This is a genomic window from Paenibacillus sp. FSL K6-1122, from assembly GCF_037977015.1.
GTDB lineage: Bacteria > Bacillota > Bacilli > Paenibacillales > Paenibacillaceae > Paenibacillus > Paenibacillus amylolyticus.
Genome location: NZ_CP150272.1, coordinates 6615459 through 6634077, shown reverse-complemented (window position 1 = coordinate 6634077; position 18619 = coordinate 6615459). Strand labels below are relative to the sequence as shown.

Sequence of the window (18619 nt, the reverse complement as noted above, 5' to 3'; positions counted from 1 at the left end):
GACATGCCTGAGGTTTGTTACAATGAGAATAAGTATGCAACTAAGAAAAAATAAGGAGGATGCATTTTATGATTAACGTCATTCCATCCGATGCCCGCTCCAGCTTCGATCGAGGCTGGCTCCGTGGTAGTCACAGCTTTTCTTTCGGAGAATACCAAGACCCGGAGAATACGGCGTTTGGACCGATGCGGGTAGCGAACGACGATGTGATTGCGCCTGGTCGCGGTTTTGGAGCTCACCCGCATAGTGATATGGAGATTGTATCGATCGTACTGAACGGCAAGTTGCGACATGAAGATAATCTGGGCAATGTAGCCGTTACAGGCTTTGGCGGTATCCAGCGGATGTCAGCAGGCAGTGGCATGATTCATACCGAACATAATGCATCCGATACCGAAGAAGTACGTTTGCTTCAGCTCTGGTTCATGCCACAGACAAAAGGGTTGGAGCCCTCCTATGAGACGACATCATTTGATCCAGCGGCATTGGCAGGAGCACTCGTGCCGATTGTATCCCCAGATGGGGGACCAAGAGTTGCGACCATTCATCAGGATATGACGATCTACCTTGGCCGATTAGCCAAAGACGAAACGTTAACCTTTAATCAGGATGCAGGCCGCCGAATGTACATTTTCTCCATCGAAGGCAAGCTGGGATTGGACGCAGAGTACCTGTTGAACGAAGGCGACACGGCTCGTGTGGAACAGCAGGATTCAATTGAACTGCAAGGAAACGAAGATACGTTCTATATGATTATTGATTTGCCGTAGATGGCTGATGAAATGAACTCCAAGATGAAGGAGGATATACACGTATGGCGCAACAGGAATGGTTTATGGTTAAACATGCGGTGACCGGACGAGGATTAGCTAATAGCAAAACAGATTCGCTGTCCTATCGGTTCCAACAGGAGGGTACAGGTTTCATATTTACCGTTACGGGTCTGGACGAGCAGATTGTGGAACAGATTATGGAGCTTAGACAGGAACTGAACGTATTTCGATTCGTCCAACGCAAGGATCAGCCCCTTTTGAAACACTGGTATTACGTAGATGGTGAACGGGTAGTATACGACAGGGAGAGTCACACGCTAAGCATCTATGCGAAGTCGGAGATTCGTTATGTGCCTGAAGATTATTTTGCGGATTAACTTATAAGTACCTATAGAACTTGGAACATCCCAGAGGTCTCTGTTAAATACAGAGGCCTTTTTGCTGTCTGAAAACTCAGAGAATTTAATCGTAATTTTGCAAAAAAGACCACATAATTCCCTGCTGTCTGGCACAAGCTACCTTGTATAAAAACAAGAATGGAGGGGCGGCATATGGCAGACAAAACATCTGGGAAAGACAAGTCCGGACAACCGGGACGAGCTTCAGAAGAAAAAAAACATATTCCTTTGGGACTGCCGTCCCCGCCTTTTCTTCGGCAGCCAATTAGTGCAGTACATGAAACTCAGATTAAGGCGGTAAAGGAGATATTCTCCGATTGTTCTGATGTGGTTTTTCGCAACGTCATGATTACGCCTGAAGTGAAAGGACTTCTCGTCTATATTGAAGGTATTGTCAATTCGGCTGATATCCAGGAACACATGCTGCGACCGATTATTCGAGGGCTGGTGCAGCAACGTACAGATGAACCTGATGTTCCACTGGATGATACAACCGTTGAGCTAACACAGGTGAAGCGAGTGGATACCTGGGCTGCTGCGACAGAAGGGGTGCTGGCATCCTCTGCCCTTCTGGTGATCGATGGAAGTAACAAAGCCTGGATGTTCAATGTCAAAGGTGGCGTCAGACGTGGTGTGGAGGAACCGCAGACAGAATCCGTGATTCGGGGACCGCGGGAGGGATTTACCGAAACGCTCCGTGTGAATACGGCCTTATTGCGGTTCAAGCTGAAAACACCTGCTCTCAAGATGGTGAGTATGACCCTTGGAACAGACACCAAGACAGATATTGTGCTGACCTACCTGGAAGGTATTGCCGATCCAAAAACGATTCAAGATGTTAAGAAACGTCTGGAAAAAATCAATATTGATGGCATCCTGGAGACGGGTTATATCGAGGAATTGATTGAAGATCATCCGTATTCCCCTTTCCCTCAGATGCACTATTCGGAGCGGCCGGATACCGTTGCAGGCAATCTGTTGGAAGGACGCTTTGCCATTATGGTAGATGGAACCCCATTTTCGCTGATTGCTCCAGTCACGATGTGGCAGATGCTGCAAGCCAGCGAGGATTATTACGAGCGATTCTTCATCAGTAATCTGGTGCGGTGGATTCGCTTCCTGTTCGTAGCCATCGCTCTTTTTCTGCCGGCGCTTTATATCTCCATCACTACATTTCATCAGGACATGTTGCCCACCACGCTTATTCTGAGTATTGCGGGTGCACGGGAAGCTATTCCTTTTCCGGCTTTGGTGGAAGCCCTCATCATGGAACTGTCGTTCGAAGCTCTCCGGGAAGCGGGGGTCAGGTTACCCAAGACAGTGGGTCAGGCAGTCAGTATCCTCGGTGCACTTGTGATCGGACAGGCAGCAGTTCAGGCGGGTATTGTATCGGCACCGATGGTTATTATCGTATCCATGACAGGAATAGCTTCCTTCACGATCCCGCGATTTAACTTCGCGATTACGGTGCGTCTACTCCGATTTCCGATCATGTTACTGGCAGGTATGCTTGGACTATATGGCATCGTCATCGGCTTGGTTCTGATCTCGGTACATCTGACACAGATGACTTCGTTCGGTGTCCCATATCTCTCCGGTCTTAGCCCGTACAGTAAAACAGATACCAAAGACATTCTCATTCGTGTGCCATGGTGGAAAATGATCAATCGTCCTTCTACGGTACATCGGGATCAGAAACGGATGACCGAAAAGATCAACGGTTCCCCTGAAGCTGAGGAAGGGTGGTGAACCCATGCAGTTCATATATAAGTACCGGGCAGTGATAGCGCTGTTGTTATGTACCACTTTTATTTCAGGTTGCTGGGATCGTAAGGAGATTAACGATGTTGCCTTTGTGATTGGTATTGCTGTCGATAAGGAGGGGGACAATTACAGATCCAGTCTTCAGATTGCTCTGCCGGGACAATCCGGTTCTTCCGGTAGTGAAGGAGGCGGAGGCGGCACGAGTGGGGATAAATCCTGGTTCATGTTATCCAATACAGCCAAATCATTGCATGGTACGTCTATTGAAGGTCAAAAGGAACTCTCACGAAGAATCTACTATGCGCATCGCCGTACGATGCTTATTGGTGAGGAGCTTGCCCGGGATGGCGTGGCCTCCATGCTTGATCTGTTTACGCGGTATCCGCTGAACCGATTCTCTGCATTGCCAGTGGTCACAAAAGGTGCAGCATATGAAGTCATGGATACGGATGCACCTATAGAGAAGTTTCCATCCGAGATGGTGCGGGAACTGTGTTTCCTCAATATGCGTAATCCACGTTCACTTAAAACATTTATAGATGCCATTCTTAGTGAAGGTGTGGATCCATTCCTGCCGGTCGCTTCGAAAGTGACCAATGTTCCAAAAGGGTGGAAGGACGCCAAAACAAACATCAAGCTGGATGGATTGGCCATCTTCAAGAAAGATAAGTTGGTTGGCATGATTGACAAAGCTCCAGCTGATGCGCTCATTCTTGCTATGGGCGAAGCCAATGCGCCGGAGATTATGGTTAAAGCTCCTGGCGGAGATGGAGATATGTTCATCAAGTTGAACGAGAACAACGCTTCACTACATCCCAGTATCAAGGCTGATAAGGTCACCGTGAATATTGAATTATATGCCAAGGGAGTTCTCGTAGATAACGAATCCAATTATGGTGACCGACGTGAGAATGAGATTCAGAAGATAAATGAAGCCATTCACGAGAAAATAAAATTGGATATCGAGGAAGGTGTCCGGTTGGTTCAGGGGAAATATCATGCGGACATTCTTGGAATCGGTCGATCCATTCATCAACATCTGCCGGCCAAGTGGGACACGATGAAGGATCGCTGGGATGACATATACCCTGAAGTCGAGGTGACGGTTACTCCCCATGTCATTATTGAAAACGTTGGGGTGAGCAATAAACCAATTGGCGTCGGAGAGGATGAAGTTGTACATGATTAAACCACTCTTATTTACCTTCCTGGCCATGGTAATCGTAGTCATTTTGATGGATTTCAGACATTTGAAACAGGCAGCTGCCATTAATCGCTGGCTATCCTATAGTTTGATAGCAGTGGCTACAGGCATTTGGTTCTATGTGACTAATCTAAGCAAAACCTTATTTGTGTCGGTATGGATAAGCCACGTTATCCAGCGCTTACTGCCACTGCCCTAGGTTGTGGACAGGATGCATTAAGTTTGCGAGATCGCAAGAGGGAAAGGAGGTATATCATGAATCAGAGAGTGACACACCGTCAGATGATCCTGCTCGTGCTGCTGCTCAGTATTTCAGGAACGTTAATTCAGCCTCACGCGCAAGCTATCTACTATGCGGAACAACACGCTTATCTCTCGTATATACCTGTAGTCGTAGTGATGCTTGCATCCATGTGGATGTTAAGTCGGGTCCAGCGGAGATTTCCGGATCAGGATCTATTTCAAGCCCTTGCTGGGCGATTCCCCTTTTTGGGAAGGCTCGCAGGATTGATGTACATTTTGTTTTTTTTCTTTGTGTTTGCGAGGGATATCCGGTTAACGGGGGATTATATCAGCATAACTTTGTTAGAGACCACGCCCATCTCCATCATTGTGTTATCATTGATCGTTATGGGAGTTTTTATCGTCAGAGGTGGGCTCGGCTCCTTAATCGGTATGTCGGAGTTGTATGTGACATTGTTTCTCTTAAACTCCGTGATTGTGCCTTTCATGCTCATTCAACAGATCAATATGGATAATTTGATGCCGTATTTTCACGTTGATGTTACGGGAGTGGGCAAGGGGAGTTGGTACATATTTTCGTTTTACGGAGAGATGATTGCATTGCCTTTTGTTATCAAAGGCAGTGATTTTCGATATAAATCGGTTGTGTCAGGTATTATCCTCTCTGCACTCCTGATGATGCTAATCCTTGTGGAGACCATTACCTCCATTGGAGTTCCTATCGCTTCAAGGTTGGTGTATCCCTCCTATGAACTGGCAAGACAATTGCAAATCAGTGATTTCTTGGATCGGTTTGACCTTGCGCTGGCAGCGGCAACCTTGCCTACCATGATCACGAAGATTGCATTTGACCTGTACTTTGTCTGCTGGGGATTGAAGCGAATCATTCCGAACGTATCGGGAAAGGTGTTGACAGGTCCGATTGCCCTCGTCGGATTTGTCTGTGCATTCTGGTTCTTCCGAAATGCCATTCAGCTCAATCGTTTTACTCGGGAATGGACATGGGTTGCCATTGTTTTTGAAGTACTGTTCCCTATTGTGCTGTTTCTTTTCCTTCGTCCTCGCAAAAAGGATAAAAAAGAATCTACCCAACAGAGATCGGGAGACCAGCCAAAGAAAGAGAAGCATGAGCCGGAACAAAAATCGGCTGATTCGGAGAAGGACGGAGAGAAAAGACGGAAAGATTCTCATGGAGGAGAACTCCAGCCTTCCTGATACATCCCATCAAAAATCCTTATAGATGAACGGGCAAAAAGAGGGAAAGTACAGTTTCCCTCCACAGAAGTACCCTGTATACTGTAGTCAGACTGATGAACATTCGGCTGAACTAACGGGGGGAACATGAATGGCTCAACATTTGGCAGGTGTGCGTGTAGCATTGACAGGACCACGAAAATCGAAAGAAATGTCCATACTGGTTGAAAAAATGGGTGGAATCCCGCTTGTGCGACCGGCACAGGGGACCGTATTCCTGGATGATCGGAGTATCAGGGATGGGCTGGTATCCTGGATCTCAGACCCGCCAGACTGGGCGGTGTTAACTACGGGTATGGGATTGGATGCATTATTTGAAATGGCTGAGGATATGGAAGTGGCAGGCCAATTGTTGGATGTGTTATCGGAATCCTCAATTGCGGCAAGGGGATACAAGACGGTGAATGCGCTCAAAAAGCGCAAGCTAACACCGCTGGTACGAGATGATGACGGTAGCACGGACGGGCTCATCCGAGAATTCACCCCACATGATCTCGCAGGGAAAAAGGTTATGTTGCAGCTTCATGGGGAGACAGCTCCCAAAATCGTTGCATGGTTGGAAGAACAAGGTGCCATCGTCAGACAAGTGCTTCCTTACCGCCATGTACCGCCAGAAGAGGCAGAACTGGAACAGTTATTGAATGAAATTCTAAATTTCGAGGTAGATGCTGTTGCGTTCACAAGTGGACCGCAGGTTAGATTTCTGACGCAATATGCGGCTTCCCAGGACAAGCTTGAGCCGTTGCTTGCAGCCTTCAGACAAGGTGTAATTCCTGCGTCTGTAGGTAAAGTTACAGCAAACTCTATGCGTGAAGAAGGCATTGAGGCACTGGTCATTCCGGAGGAAGAGAAGATGGGAGCACTCATCGTTGAGCTTGGGCGTTACTTTGCAGCAGGGCGTGCGGCCAAGATTAGAGATTAGTGGCCTGCTTTTAGATCAGTTCGACAAAAAGCTTTTGGCGTCGCTTCATGAATAAAAAGTGTGCATTAATCTTAACCGCATCGCTATATGATGCGGTTTTGTTTAGATTATAGAATTTATACGTTACAACTAAAACACGAATGTACATCCTTGATAGTGCTTCGATCAGAGGCTTTTGTTATATCGAAGAAAAGGTGGAAATGACGATGACCATTGCAGATCGTAATGCCAGACCCCGACTGATCATTGCAGGCACCGGAAGTGGTGCAGGGAAAACGACAGTAACCTTGGGGCTAATGAGGGCACTCGCTCAGCGTGGCTTGAGTGTACAGGGGTTCAAATGCGGCCCGGACTATATTGATCCGACATACCATACCGCCGTCACGGGGAGACCGTCACGTAATCTGGATGCATAGATGACATCGCCTGAGTATGTGAGAGATACGTTCGAGAAGGCATCGGCGGGACATGATATTTCCATTATTGAAGGCGTAATGGGCCTCTACGATGGCAAAGATCCTCTCAGCAATACAGGCTCAACTGCAGAGATTGCTCTGGTCACGCAGACCCCTGTGATTCTGGTTGTGGACGTACGCAGCATGGCTCGCAGTGCGGCCGCGATTGTCTTGGGTTTTCAACAGCTGGAGCCTGAATTAAATATTGCCGGAGTGATCGTCAACCGGTGTGGAAGTGCGGGTCATTATACCATTGTGCAAAAAGCCATTGAGCAGATGTGCGGCATTCCTGTGGTTGGCTGGCTGAAGCGGGACGAAGACATGTCCATCCCGGAGAGACATCTGGGGCTGGTGCCTGCCATTGAGCGCGGTGAACTGGAGCCATTATTTCAGCGGGCTGCCGATGTGCTGATGGAAGGCACTGATCTGGATCTTCTGCTGGGACTGGCGGCAAGCGCCCCGCCGTTAAATGCAGAAGAAGTGAGTCCTGCCACGACTGCCCACACGGATTCGGCTAATGCTGAATCAGGCTCCAATTACGATTCACAATTCGATTCAGTGATCCACGTTAATAATCGACATGTATCATATGCGGTACAGCCTGTCATTGCCGTTGCGCGCGATGCCGCATTTAATTTCTATTATCCCGATAATCTGGAATTGCTCGAAGCAGCCGGGGCCCGATTACAATACTTCAGTCCTCTTGCTGGCGAAGGTATTCCAACGGATGTGGATAGCGTCTATTTGGGCGGCGGGTTTCCAGAGGAATTTGCAGCAGAGATTGCCGGTAACCAAGGGTTCTTGGAAGGACTTCGACAGGCAGTACAATCCAACATGCCTTTATTTGCCGAGTGTGGTGGTTACATGGTGCTTGGAGAAACGTTGACCGACCGAGAGGGAGTTACTTTCGACATGGCGGGCATTATCCCCGCACAGGTGCAGATGCAGAAGAAGCGCGCTGCGCTTGGCTACCGTGAAGCAAGTAGCGTTCGGGATTCCTTTTTGATGAAAAAGGGTGAAGTACTTCGGGGTCATGAATTTCATTATTCGACAATGACCTATCGTGATGAAGAAACGATTCCTTATGCGTATGAGACCAAGGGGATGTGTGGCTTGAAGCAAGAGGGATATGCCGCAGGCAACATCGTGGCGGGGTATACGCACGTTCATCTGGGCTCTTACCCGGCAGCCGCTCGAAGATGGGTGGAGCATTGTTTAGCCTATCGGCAGGAGCGAGATATGCAGAGATAATAGCAGCTATTTATAGCTCAAATAGATAGCTGAATTCAATAAGCAAAATGGCTCTAATCTCGCTTTTACCTCCTGAGTCTTTGGTCGTGAAGTTGGCGATCCTATTCTGAATTAAAGGTTTTCAGATGAATATGTGGAATGAATAAAAGACAGAATCATTATGCGAGGGAGGGACATCATGATGAGAACCGTATGTGTAACGGGAGCTGCCCGGGGATTGGGATTGGCTTTGACGGCACAGATGCTGAAGAGAGGGTATCTCGTGTATGCGGCCGGTCTGGACGTGGAAGATTCCGAGGGAATTCGTATGCTTGCAGAAGGATATCCTGACCATCTGCGCGCCATCGAACTGGATATCGCGGACGACCTGTCGGTAGCTCTGTTCACGGAGACATTGAAGCTGGATACGAATCATTTGGATATGCTGATCAATAATGCGGCTATACTAGGAAGTATTACGGATCATATCCGCGGGCCGTTGAATATGGCGGAGATGGCTGAAGTATTTAATGTGAACACCTTAGGTACACTGCGTGTGACTCATTCCCTGTTACCCCTCCTTCTTCAAGGACAGGTCAAGCTGATTGTTGATATCTCTTCCGAGGCTGGAAGTATAGAGCAATGCAGTCGGGATGGGTGGTATGCCTATTGTATGTCCAAAGCTGCTTTGAACATGCAGGCCCGTCTTGTGCACAATGGTCTGAAGGATGAAGGCGGACAAGTGATGCTTGTGCATCCCGGTTGGGTACAGAGTTATATGAGGGGCGAATTGGATGTTGCTGCGGATCTCACGCCCGAGCAATCTGCACAGCATATCGCAGTACTTATCGACCGCCATGAACAGTTTAAAGGAGATCAGCCCGCATATGTGGACTACAAGGGAGAGAAGCTCCCCTGGTAGTTGGTTTTATACAGTGAGGTGAACAAGAAAGGAGATTAATTGAATGGATCATCGTAAAAAAGCATTACTACTTGGCGATTATACACATCCGGATTGGCACCCGCTTCAGGGGGTGGATGCGGAGATTAGCCGAATTTTTCATGATACTATGACTGTGCAGTGCAGTGAGAATCGGAATATGCTGCTGCAAGAAAATATAACCGGGTTTGATGTATGTATCTCATACATGGACGATTGGAAGGGGAAAGTCTCTCCACAGCAGACAGCAGGTTTGTTGTCCTATGTAAGTAATGGGGGTGGACTGGTCATTATACATAACGGCATTTCGCTCCAAAATCGTTATGAGCTCAAACAGATGATCGGTGCCAAGTTCCTGCATCATCCGGCGTATGCACCGCTTGAATTCACTGTAACGGCGGAAAGCCATCCCGTGACGGAGGGCATTTCGAATTTCACAATGGAAGAAGAGCCGTATCAGTTCGAATTTGGTTCTTTTGCCGAAACGAAGATATTGCTAGAATATCAATCCGAAGATGGACCAAAGCCTGCGGTTTGGGCTCATCGATATGGTGTTGGGCGTATTGTTTATCTGATGCCGGGTCACCATGTGCCGTCTTTTGCACACGAAACGTACCGGAAGTTACTTCTGCAAGCAGGCAAATGGGCTGCGCGTTACGTCTGATCGGACTGACATTTTTGCATGCAGAGTATAAGGGGTATAATATAGAGATCAACGAAGAGGAGGATGACAAAAATGAGCGATTTGTTCAAAAAGGCGATCTCGTTAGGGCTTGGTCTTACTGTCGTAAGCAAAGAAAAAATTGAGAAAACCGTGGATGATTTGGTCAAGCGCGGGGAACTTGCGCCCGGTGAATCCAAAGCTTTGGTTGAACGTCTGCTGGAACGGGGCGATGAAGAACAAGGCCAGTTCAAGAGAGTGATTCAAGAACAGGTCAAGCGTGTGCTTCAGGAAGCTGGTGTGGCATCCGAAAGTGATGTAACCAGTCTGGAACAGCGCGTTGCCGTTCTGGAGAAAAAACTTGCCGAACTGGGCCACTCACCACAGCTTCATCCTGATGAATCCCCAGCTCCACTTGAAGTTCCTCCTCCTCTCAAAGGAAACGAGATCGAGTAGATGGCAGTGCGAATCAAACATGTCGGCAGATACCGTGAAATTGCCATGGCGCTAGTGCGTCATGGCTTCGGTTATATGGTCGAGGAGCTGGGCTTGTTCCAGCTGCTGGCTCTGCCCAGACGGTGGATGTCGCGTGAAGCACACACCACCAAAACGCTGAGTGAACGCATCAGGCTTGTGCTGCAGGAGCTGGGGCCAGCTTTCGTCAAGCTGGGGCAACTCGCAAGCACAAGGGCAGATCTGTTGCCTGAGTCTGTCATTCGTGAGCTGGTGAAGTTGCAGGATCAGGTCCCGCCGTTCTCTTCCGAGACGGCACGGGGTATTTTGGAACAGGAATTGGATACACCGCTGGAGGAGATCTTTTCCCGGTTCGAGGATACCCCTGTAGCTGCGGCCAGCATTGGACAGGTGCATCTGGGCAAACTTCAAAGCGGTGAATCGGTAGCCATCAAGATTCAGCGGCCGGGCATATCGCGTATTGTGCAGCGTGACCTGGATATCTTGCGTGAGCTGACAGCCATGGCCGAGAAGCGCTGGGACTGGGTGAAGCAATATCAGATTCCGCAAATGGTCGAAGAATACGCTCAGGCGTTGATGGCCGAGCTGGATTATACAGTCGAAGGCCGCAATACGGAAAAGATTGCACAGCAGTACCAACAGGACAACAAGGTCAAAATCCCGGCAATTTACTGGGATCAGACTTCGTCCCGTGTGCTCACTATGGAGTATATCGAAGGTATCAAGCTCAATGATCGTGAAGAACTGGTCAGACGCGGTCATGATCTGAATAACATTGCCGAGCGGCTGGTGGATTCATTATTAAATCAGATCTTTATTCAGGGATTCTTTCACGCTGACCCACATCCGGGCAATCTGATGGTATTAAAGGATGGACGTCTTGCTTTTATAGACTTCGGTATGGTGGGCAGTCTGAGTGATGAGATGAAACAACAGCTCGCTTCGCTTATTATTGGATTAATGCGCAAAGATACAGACAGTATGATCCGGGCGATTGAGAAGCTCGGCATGATGCCAGATGACATGGACCTGCGTGGTCTTCATGTGGATTTGGACAAGTTACGTACCAAATATTACGATATTCCCTTTTCCAAGATTAGTGTGGGTCAGGCATTGAATGATTTATTCGGCGTAGCCCAGAGGCACCGGGTTGTCATGCCTGCCGATATTCTGCTGCTCGGTAAGTCGTTGCTTACAATGGAAGGTGTAATTGAACATCTCGATCCTTCCCTGAGCATTGTAGATATGGCCGAGCCTTTTGGGCGGAAGCTGATCAAGGAACGTTTTAGTGCCGGAAGAATCAAGAATCGGTTGTTCCGCAGTGCGGCCGATATGGCCGAGAGTGTCATTGGTCTGCCAGGGCAGTTAAGGCAATTATCATCCATTATTAGCAAAGGCAAGCTGAGACTGGAGATTAGTGTCCCTGAACTGGATGCACTCATGCGCAGAATGGACCAGATTAGTAATCGGCTGTCTTTCAGTATTGTGTTACTTGCCTTTTGTATCATTATGGTGGGCCTGATTATCGGTTCGTCGATCAGTCATCAGTCCACGATGCTGTGGGATATTCCGGTCATTGAGATTGGTTTCCTGGTGGCGATTCTGATGGTGGCTTTCCTGCTCTATTCGATATTCAAATCGGGAAGGTTCTAGCAACAGCATTACATCACAAGAATACCCGTAAAGAGACTTTCTCCAAAGGATCTTTGCGGGTTATTTTTTTGTGAATAGAGAATTGGTGAGTAAATTATAGAAAGATTAAGATAATAGAAGAAAAGGTTTTGTTTTTTCGCCTTAACTGTATTAGTACATATCCGGTCCTGTGACTATAATAATAGGTCAGTACATTAACGGACCCGGTTTTTCTGAGAGGGGAAAACCTATTGGCATCAGGATCAGCTCCTGATGTCGCACGAGTAAGACAACTGAGGCAGTAATGGAACACCAGCGGTACACACTGGAACGGAAAAGACATGAGTGCATATTAACCCTTCAAAGCAATATGGATGGTAAATAATGATGCAACTCAGGGATGAGCATAGGTGAATGACGCGGAGAGGAATCCGTTGTTTTGTGCTGTCCTGGGTAGATGGTTAGTGTGAACGGCTTCCGTTACTGTTCAGCGGGATTGTCCATTATAAGGAATACACGTAGGAGGAACGGCAAGAACATATGAATACTTTAAAACAACAATGGTTTGGCAACATTCGCGGAGACGTGCTGGCAGGCATTACGGTAGCGCTGGCGTTAATTCCGGAAGCCATTGCGTTCTCCATCATTGCGGGTGTTGATCCGATGGTCGGATTATACGCTTCGATTACGATTGCGATTGTGATCTCGATTGCTGGTGGAAGACCAGGCATGATCTCGGCGGCAACCGGTGCCATGGCGGTACTGATGGTTGGACTCGTCAAGGATTATGGCGTGGAATATCTTTTTGCGGCGACGATTTTGACGGGCATTATCCAGTTTCTACTGGGCATATTTAAGGTTGGACGGTTTATTACGTTTGTGCCTCATTCGGTACTGACCGGATTCGTTAACGCACTGGCTATACTCATCTTTATGGCGCAGTTAACCCACTTCACGGGAGCGAACTGGATTATGTATGCGATGGTAGCGGGCACGCTGGCGATCGTTTATATTTTGCCACGGTTTTTCAAAGGCGTTCCAGCTCCACTGATTGCGATCATCGTGATGACGATTATTACCGTGGTGTTCCATCTGGACGTAAGAACGGTAGGAAACATGGGGAATATAACGAGCACTCTGCCGATGTTCCACTTGCCAAATATTGCGTGGACTTGGGACACGCTGATGATTCTGCTGCCTTATTCATTCACCATGGCACTGGTTGGTTTGCTGGAATCCCTGCTGACCGCAACCATCGTGGATGAGATGACCGAGACCAAGAGCAGCAAGAACCGTGAAGTGCGTGGTCAGGGTATTGCAAATTTTGTGAACGGTTTGTTTGGCGGCATGGGTGGCTGTGCGATGATTGGGCAGTCGGTCATTAATGTGAAGTCTGGCGGACGTGGAAGATTATCTACGTTTACTGCGGGTGCGTTTCTCGCGATCCTGTTGCTGCTGTTTAGCGGTGTGGTGAAACAGGTACCGATGGGGGCACTCGTCGGTGTGATGTTTATGGTGTGTATCGGGACATTCGACTGGAGTTCTATCAAAAATATAACTCGCGTGCCGCGCGCGGAAGCCTTTGTCATGATCGTGACGGTGGCAATTGTGGTCTATACCCACGATCTGTCGATCGGGGTTATGGTCGGCGTTGTGCTCAGTGTGCTGCATTTTGGCTGGAAACAGACCAAGATTCGTGTACAGGCGAGCCAAGAGCAAGGGCAGAAAGTTTATCGGGTTCACGGACCATTCTTCTTTGGTTCTTCGTCCCGATTCGTGGATGAGTTCGATGCAGAGGCCGATCCGAAGGAGATCACGATTGATTTCGGAGGGTCACATATCTGGGATAACACTGCGGTTGTGGCTATCGGCAAAGTGAAGTTCAAATACGCGAAGCTTGGCAAAACCGTGCACCTGCGCGGGTTAAACGAGGAGAGCACTCGCATTCTTGAACGGAGTGGGTTTGCTACAGCTGGAGGGCACGGTTCGTAACTTGGTTGCAACGAAGGTTGTTGTTCAAAGGTGCAATGTCTGACTATAGTTACGCGGACAAGGTGAAAAATGAACGGTTTAGTAAATCTGGAATTAAGGATCTAAACAAGTAATAAAGTTATGAAGGCTACTGTCCTAAAGTAGTGTTGAGCAGACATGCGACAGCCCTATGTAGTAGATAACATAAAAATATACTTTTTATCAGCGGCGCACTTTTTCCCAATGTAAGTCGGGGAGAGGGCGTCGTTGTTTTTTTTTATTAGAGTGTGTGGTGTGTACAGTGAAGAAGAGAACAGAAAAAGAACGAAGAAGTAGAAGTAGTAGTAGTTCTAATGGTGGTAGTGGTAGTTGTAGTAGAAATAGAAATAGAAATAGAAGTAGAAGTTGTAGTAATAGTTCTAGTAGAAGTATAGGTAGTGCTGGTTGTTGTTGTTGTTCCTAGTTCTAGTTTTTGTAGTTGGTGTTCTGGTTCTAGTAAATGTTGTTATTACTGTAGCTGATGTTATTGTGCTCAAGCTTGTGTCCTTCAGAGTGTGTAGAATCTAACGAACCTGGCACGTCTTATATGGGGTTATTTCATGTTTTCATTATTCTAACGAATCTCAGACATCTTATTTTGCTGATTTCACCTATACTGATGCCGTTTCGCGGGTATTTCCGAGTAATTAAGTGACTGGAGTTCGTTAGAAAATCCAAACGGCTTTAATTGGCGTAATAGGGTGCCCTGGATTCGTTAGAATCAGTGGTACGTGGGAGGTTCAGCGTTAGAGCTATTTTTGAACCACGAGAAATCTTGAATCTTGATCTCAATGTACGGAGTTATGTGAGGTACTCTTTCAATTCCTGAAACTTTTGCAAAATAGCTTCCTTTTGATCTGTTTCAGAATATCCTGTACAACAATTTATAGAATCATAGCAGCTATCTCAATCTCAACGAAATCTCTAAACTATCCAAGGATTATGAACATAACGAACCAATACATCTTTCTCAAGGAGTGTCATTAGACAGTGTAACCCGCTATAAACTCCGCCTGACCATGTGCAGTTCAATCCTCAACCCCATTCTACAGAGTCAGGGTCATACTTCGAGCTAGCGCTTTAGCTTACTCCACTCATCATCATTCTCAGAGGGGCTCCTATAGTTACTCTCAAAACCAACCTCACACTCTCTGTCAAAACCAACCTCACACTCTCTGTCAAAACCATCCTCAAACTCACTTGGTCGATACAAGTCACGCGGATCTTGGAAATTTTGTGCTACAAGTTGGGGGTGTAACGCTGTATCCCCTTTTGTTTTGCTTGACTAACGTGTAAACTACAGGGTATGGAGAAGAAGAGCAACGAGTGGATTGCTTTTTAAAAAATTCATTTCATAATCATGATTGAACTAAGGAAAACTAGTCTTGATGGCAGATACTGATACTGAGTCATTATGAAATGGACTTATCTAAATGAATATACAGAGGTGTAACGATTGGCAAACTTTGAACAACTGGGCATTCGCCCGGAATGGTGCGAGATCCTGAAACATCAGGGCATCGCCGTGCCGACTCCGGTACAGGAGCGTTCGATTCCGGTACTGCTGGGTGGACGCGATATTATCGCTGAGGCACAGACAGGAACAGGGAAAACGCTGGCATTTTTGCTGCCGATTATTCAGAAAATTAACGTATCCGACCGTTCTCCGCAAGCGCTGATTATTGCGCCTACGCGTGAGCTTGCGCTGCAAATTACGGAAGAAGCGAAGAAGCTCACGGCAAACGACGATAAACTGCACGTGCTTGCCGTATACGGCGGGCAGGATGTGGACAAGCAACTGCGTAAATTGCAGAACGGTACCCAGATCGTTATTGGTACACCGGGTCGTCTGCTGGATCACCTGCGCCGTGGCACGTTGAAGCTGGATAATGTGAAAAAACTGGTGCTGGATGAAGCTGACCAAATGTTGCACATGGGCTTCCTGGACGATGTGGAGACGATTCTTAGCGAGCTACCACATAAACGTCAGACAATGCTGTTCTCAGCAACGATGCCTAAGGGCATTCGCAACCTGGCGAAGACCTACATGAAAGATCCGGAAGATGTAAAAGTATCTTCTCAATCTGTTATTCCGATCAAACAAATTCGCCAGCAAGTGCTGGAATGCACGGATCGTGGTAAATTAGAAGCACTTCGCGGCATGATTGATACGTATCGCCCATACTTGGCGATTATTTTCTGTCGGACCAAGCGTCGTGCATCCAAGCTGAACCAAGATCTGCGTGAAGCAGGTTATGCAAGTGATGAACTTCATGGAGATCTGTCCCAATCCAAGCGTGAGAACGTAATGAAAGCGTTCCGTGATGCCAAACTGCAAGTGCTGGTTGCTACAGATGTAGCTGCACGCGGACTTGATGTAGAAGGCGTCACGCATGTATTTAACTACGATATGCCGCATGATGCGGAAAGTTATATTCACCGGATTGGTCGTACGGGCCGTGCAGGCGGTACAGGTCTTGCTGTAACGTTTGCAACAGAGCACGACAGACCGGAACTTGCACGTATTGAGCAAGGTATCGACCAGAAGCTGTCCCGTATTCAGTGGACAAGCGAAGGTCCAATTGCTTCGACTGGAGCAGCTAGACGTTCCATCAACAGTCAGGGGGATGACGAACGTTCAGGCGGACGCTCTTCCGGAACTGGTAGTGCCCGTCGCGGTGCAGGCCGTAACGATCGCAGAGATGGCGGACGTGGGGGGCGTGGTTCCCGCGGTGGCGAAGGTGGCCGCAGTGAAGGCGGACGCAGTGGTGGTCGTAGCGGTGGCCGCAGCAGCGACAGCAGTCGCGGAGCAGCAGGTCAAGGTGGACGCGGTGCGGGTCGCAGTGGCGACGAGCGCAGCGCAGGTCGTGGTTCCGCGCGCAGCAGCGACAGCAGTCGTGGTGCAGCGGGTCAAGGCGGACGCGGTGCAGCTAGCAGCGGCTGGGCTGGCCGTAGTGCCGACAAGCGCACCTCCGGGCGCAGCAGCGAAGGCTCTCGCCGTCCGGAATCCGCAGGACGCGGACCGGCGAAGGGCGACCGTCGCGATTCTCGTCGCGGACGGTAAAGCCTTGGCGCAAGCGGCGATGCAGCCGCAATTGCGCAGGCAACATGCCATGCCACAGGGTTTGGCATGGCACATATGAGAGGGTTCGGGTACGGATGTACCCAACCCTCAGATCAAGGGTCGCGACGGAACCACGTCGCGGCCCTTTTTCACCAGGACAGATGCTCATTTCCGCTTATTCTTTTTGTCATCTGCGAGTGCCTGTTTGCGCGCCTGCTTGGTCCATGGAAGATGCCATTTAGGTATTCCCCATGTAGTTTTTCCTTTTTTTTCGTGTACTGCGTTTAGCACGTGGCAGACTGCCATAAAATTCAAAACACCTCATCCTAGACCTAAGGATGGGGTGTTTTTGGATTAATTCTTATATCATTAGAAGCATAACCTTCGATCTGTGGTGCTGACGCGCATGCAGGGATGGATGAAATTGCATTCGTCTATATACAGGGAGTGAGTTTGCACTAAACTACGTTTTTCTTTCTCAATATATCATCCCTACAGCTGAACATCTGCATATTGATCCCGATATTTCTCGTTATACACCCGACCTACCGACTCGGCCAATCCCCCTCGTGCCTTGCTCGGATAGCGTTCAATCGTGTGATAAAGTCTCATGAAGCGATCCTTGGGCATAAAGCGGGCGTAGCGGGTAATAAGACTAGGGAATAACTCAATATATTTGCTCTTGCGCACGGCAGCAGCAGCTACGGCTGTAAGTATCTGAATTCCATTGTGGAGCTGTAAAATGTTCACTTCATAGGTTGCGATATAACGAATCGCATCTTCCCGGATCAAATCCGGCTTGAGCCGAGCAATCTCACCGATATATTCAGCGAGCAGCCGCTCGAAGCTGCGTAGCAGCAAGGGCTTGAGTTGCAAATCCATGTCACTACGCAGGACAAAGGATTGTAACAGCGCAACCTGCTGCAGTCGAATCCGGTCATTGTAGACGAGTGAGCCGATCTCGCGGAGCATCTCATAGGCAAGTGCTTCATCCTGCTTTCGAGCTTCGGCGACCAGAGCCCAGTTGCGGTTAATACCCTGGCGGATGAGTTCCTCATCCTGTTGTAACGTGCGCTTCAACTCGCGCTGCTGCTCTACCTCGAATGAACGTTTCTGCATGAAGATCAGTAAGGCCAGAAGCAGCAGGGAAATGCTGGCTGCCGCCATGGTCTGATCTATGGTCTCACCGAAATAGGTAGCAGCTACACCGAACAATATCGTAATGAACAAGTCGCGTGCAATCCGGCGTTTCACACGGGAAGTTGCCTTCGCTTGAACGGAATTCAAGGTACCCCGGCCACAGGCCGTGCACTCCTCTTCCCACAGGCAGGTGTACTGTCCACAACGTGAGCAGACTTGCAACTTTTCATAGGCATAGGTCGTTCGATGAAATGGTCTTATGGATACAACTAGTTTAGTACTCATGCTCAATCACGCTCACCATTCAGAATAGTGTAGAGGGTACGATCCGTGTCTTCGCGGGAGATTGGTTTCCGCCGATGAAGCTGGAGTGCAGTTACCTTTATAATGACAAAAAGAAACAATATGGCGAGGCATCCGTATGTAACCATAATCCGTTCCCTTCTATGGCTTGG

The 18619-nt window shown here is 48.3% G+C and carries 15 protein-coding genes and 1 pseudogene; 14 read left to right on the top strand and 2 right to left on the bottom strand.

The annotated features are described in order from the left end of the window. Window positions 1-68 precede the first annotated feature (68 nt). The 14 genes and pseudogenes from NSQ20_RS29475 to NSQ20_RS29410 all read left to right on the top strand — a co-directional run bounded on the left by NSQ20_RS29475 (window position 69) and on the right by NSQ20_RS29410 (window position 17024). Window positions 69-770 (top strand): pirin family protein, encoded by a 702-nt coding sequence (locus NSQ20_RS29475; protein WP_076328703.1) that lies wholly within the window; start codon window positions 69-71, stop codon window positions 768-770. Between the two features lie 44 nt (window positions 771-814). Further along, a complete protein-coding gene (locus NSQ20_RS29470) occupies window positions 815-1150 on the top strand; it encodes a hypothetical protein (RefSeq protein WP_036667838.1) in 336 nt (111 codons plus the stop codon). Between the two features lie 174 nt (window positions 1151-1324). Then, window positions 1325-2920: a spore germination protein gene (locus NSQ20_RS29465; RefSeq protein ID WP_076328704.1), complete on the top strand. Its 1596-nt coding sequence runs from the start codon at window positions 1325-1327 to the stop codon at window positions 2918-2920. Window positions 2921-2924: 4 nt separating this feature from the next. Then, entirely contained in the window at window positions 2925-4124 is a 1200-nt protein-coding gene (locus NSQ20_RS29460) for a Ger(x)C family spore germination protein (protein WP_051449524.1), read from the top strand. Next, the gene (locus NSQ20_RS29455) at window positions 4117-4338 is read left to right on the top strand and encodes a hypothetical protein (protein WP_036612790.1); all 222 of its coding nucleotides are present in this window, start codon (window positions 4117-4119) and stop codon (window positions 4336-4338) included. The genes NSQ20_RS29460 and NSQ20_RS29455 overlap by 8 nt, the downstream gene beginning before the upstream one ends. Before the next feature lie 56 nt (window positions 4339-4394). Then, window positions 4395-5597 carry an endospore germination permease gene (locus tag NSQ20_RS29450; RefSeq protein WP_340031336.1) on the top strand — a complete coding sequence of 401 codons (1203 nt, stop codon included), beginning with the start codon at window positions 4395-4397 and terminating at the stop codon, window positions 5595-5597. A gap of 130 nt (window positions 5598-5727) precedes the next feature. Next, window positions 5728-6558, top strand: coding sequence for a uroporphyrinogen-III synthase (locus tag NSQ20_RS29445; protein ID WP_340031334.1), 831 nt, complete (start codon window positions 5728-5730; stop codon window positions 6556-6558). 200 nt (window positions 6559-6758) lie between these two features. Then, a pseudogene (locus NSQ20_RS29440) lies at window positions 6759-8264 on the top strand (cobyrinate a,c-diamide synthase). 178 nt (window positions 8265-8442) lie between these two features. Beyond that, window positions 8443-9165 carry an SDR family oxidoreductase gene (locus NSQ20_RS29435; protein WP_235193706.1) on the top strand — a complete coding sequence of 241 codons (723 nt, stop codon included), beginning with the start codon at window positions 8443-8445 and terminating at the stop codon, window positions 9163-9165. Window positions 9166-9208: 43 nt separating this feature from the next. After that, window positions 9209-9847, top strand: coding sequence for a ThuA domain-containing protein (locus NSQ20_RS29430; RefSeq protein ID WP_074092596.1), 639 nt, complete (start codon window positions 9209-9211; stop codon window positions 9845-9847). A gap of 72 nt (window positions 9848-9919) precedes the next feature. Then, complete coding sequence (locus tag NSQ20_RS29425) at window positions 9920-10300, top strand: phasin family protein (RefSeq protein WP_076328709.1); 381 nt, start codon at window positions 9920-9922, stop codon at window positions 10298-10300. After that, complete coding sequence (locus tag NSQ20_RS29420) at window positions 10301-11971, top strand: AarF/UbiB family protein (protein WP_036667829.1); 1671 nt, start codon at window positions 10301-10303, stop codon at window positions 11969-11971. It begins immediately after the preceding gene. A gap of 519 nt (window positions 11972-12490) precedes the next feature. Continuing rightward, window positions 12491-13942: a SulP family inorganic anion transporter gene (locus NSQ20_RS29415; protein ID WP_340031332.1), complete on the top strand. Its 1452-nt coding sequence runs from the start codon at window positions 12491-12493 to the stop codon at window positions 13940-13942. Between the two features lie 1474 nt (window positions 13943-15416). Next, window positions 15417-17024, top strand: a complete 1608-nt coding sequence (locus tag NSQ20_RS29410; protein ID WP_074092592.1) for a DEAD/DEAH box helicase — start codon at window positions 15417-15419, stop codon at window positions 17022-17024. A gap of 492 nt (window positions 17025-17516) precedes the next feature. Here the strand turns inward: NSQ20_RS29410 and NSQ20_RS29405 are convergent, their stop codons facing one another. Both NSQ20_RS29405 and NSQ20_RS29400 read right to left on the bottom strand, forming a co-directional pair. After that, on the bottom strand, window positions 17517-18449 hold the full coding sequence (locus NSQ20_RS29405; protein ID WP_076328711.1) for a hypothetical protein: 933 nt from the start codon (window positions 18447-18449) through the stop codon (window positions 17517-17519). Window positions 18450-18451: 2 nt separating this feature from the next. Continuing rightward, window positions 18452-18595: a hypothetical protein gene (locus NSQ20_RS29400; RefSeq protein ID WP_179086527.1), complete on the bottom strand. Its 144-nt coding sequence runs from the start codon at window positions 18593-18595 to the stop codon at window positions 18452-18454. Between the last annotated feature and the right edge of the window lie 24 nt (window positions 18596-18619).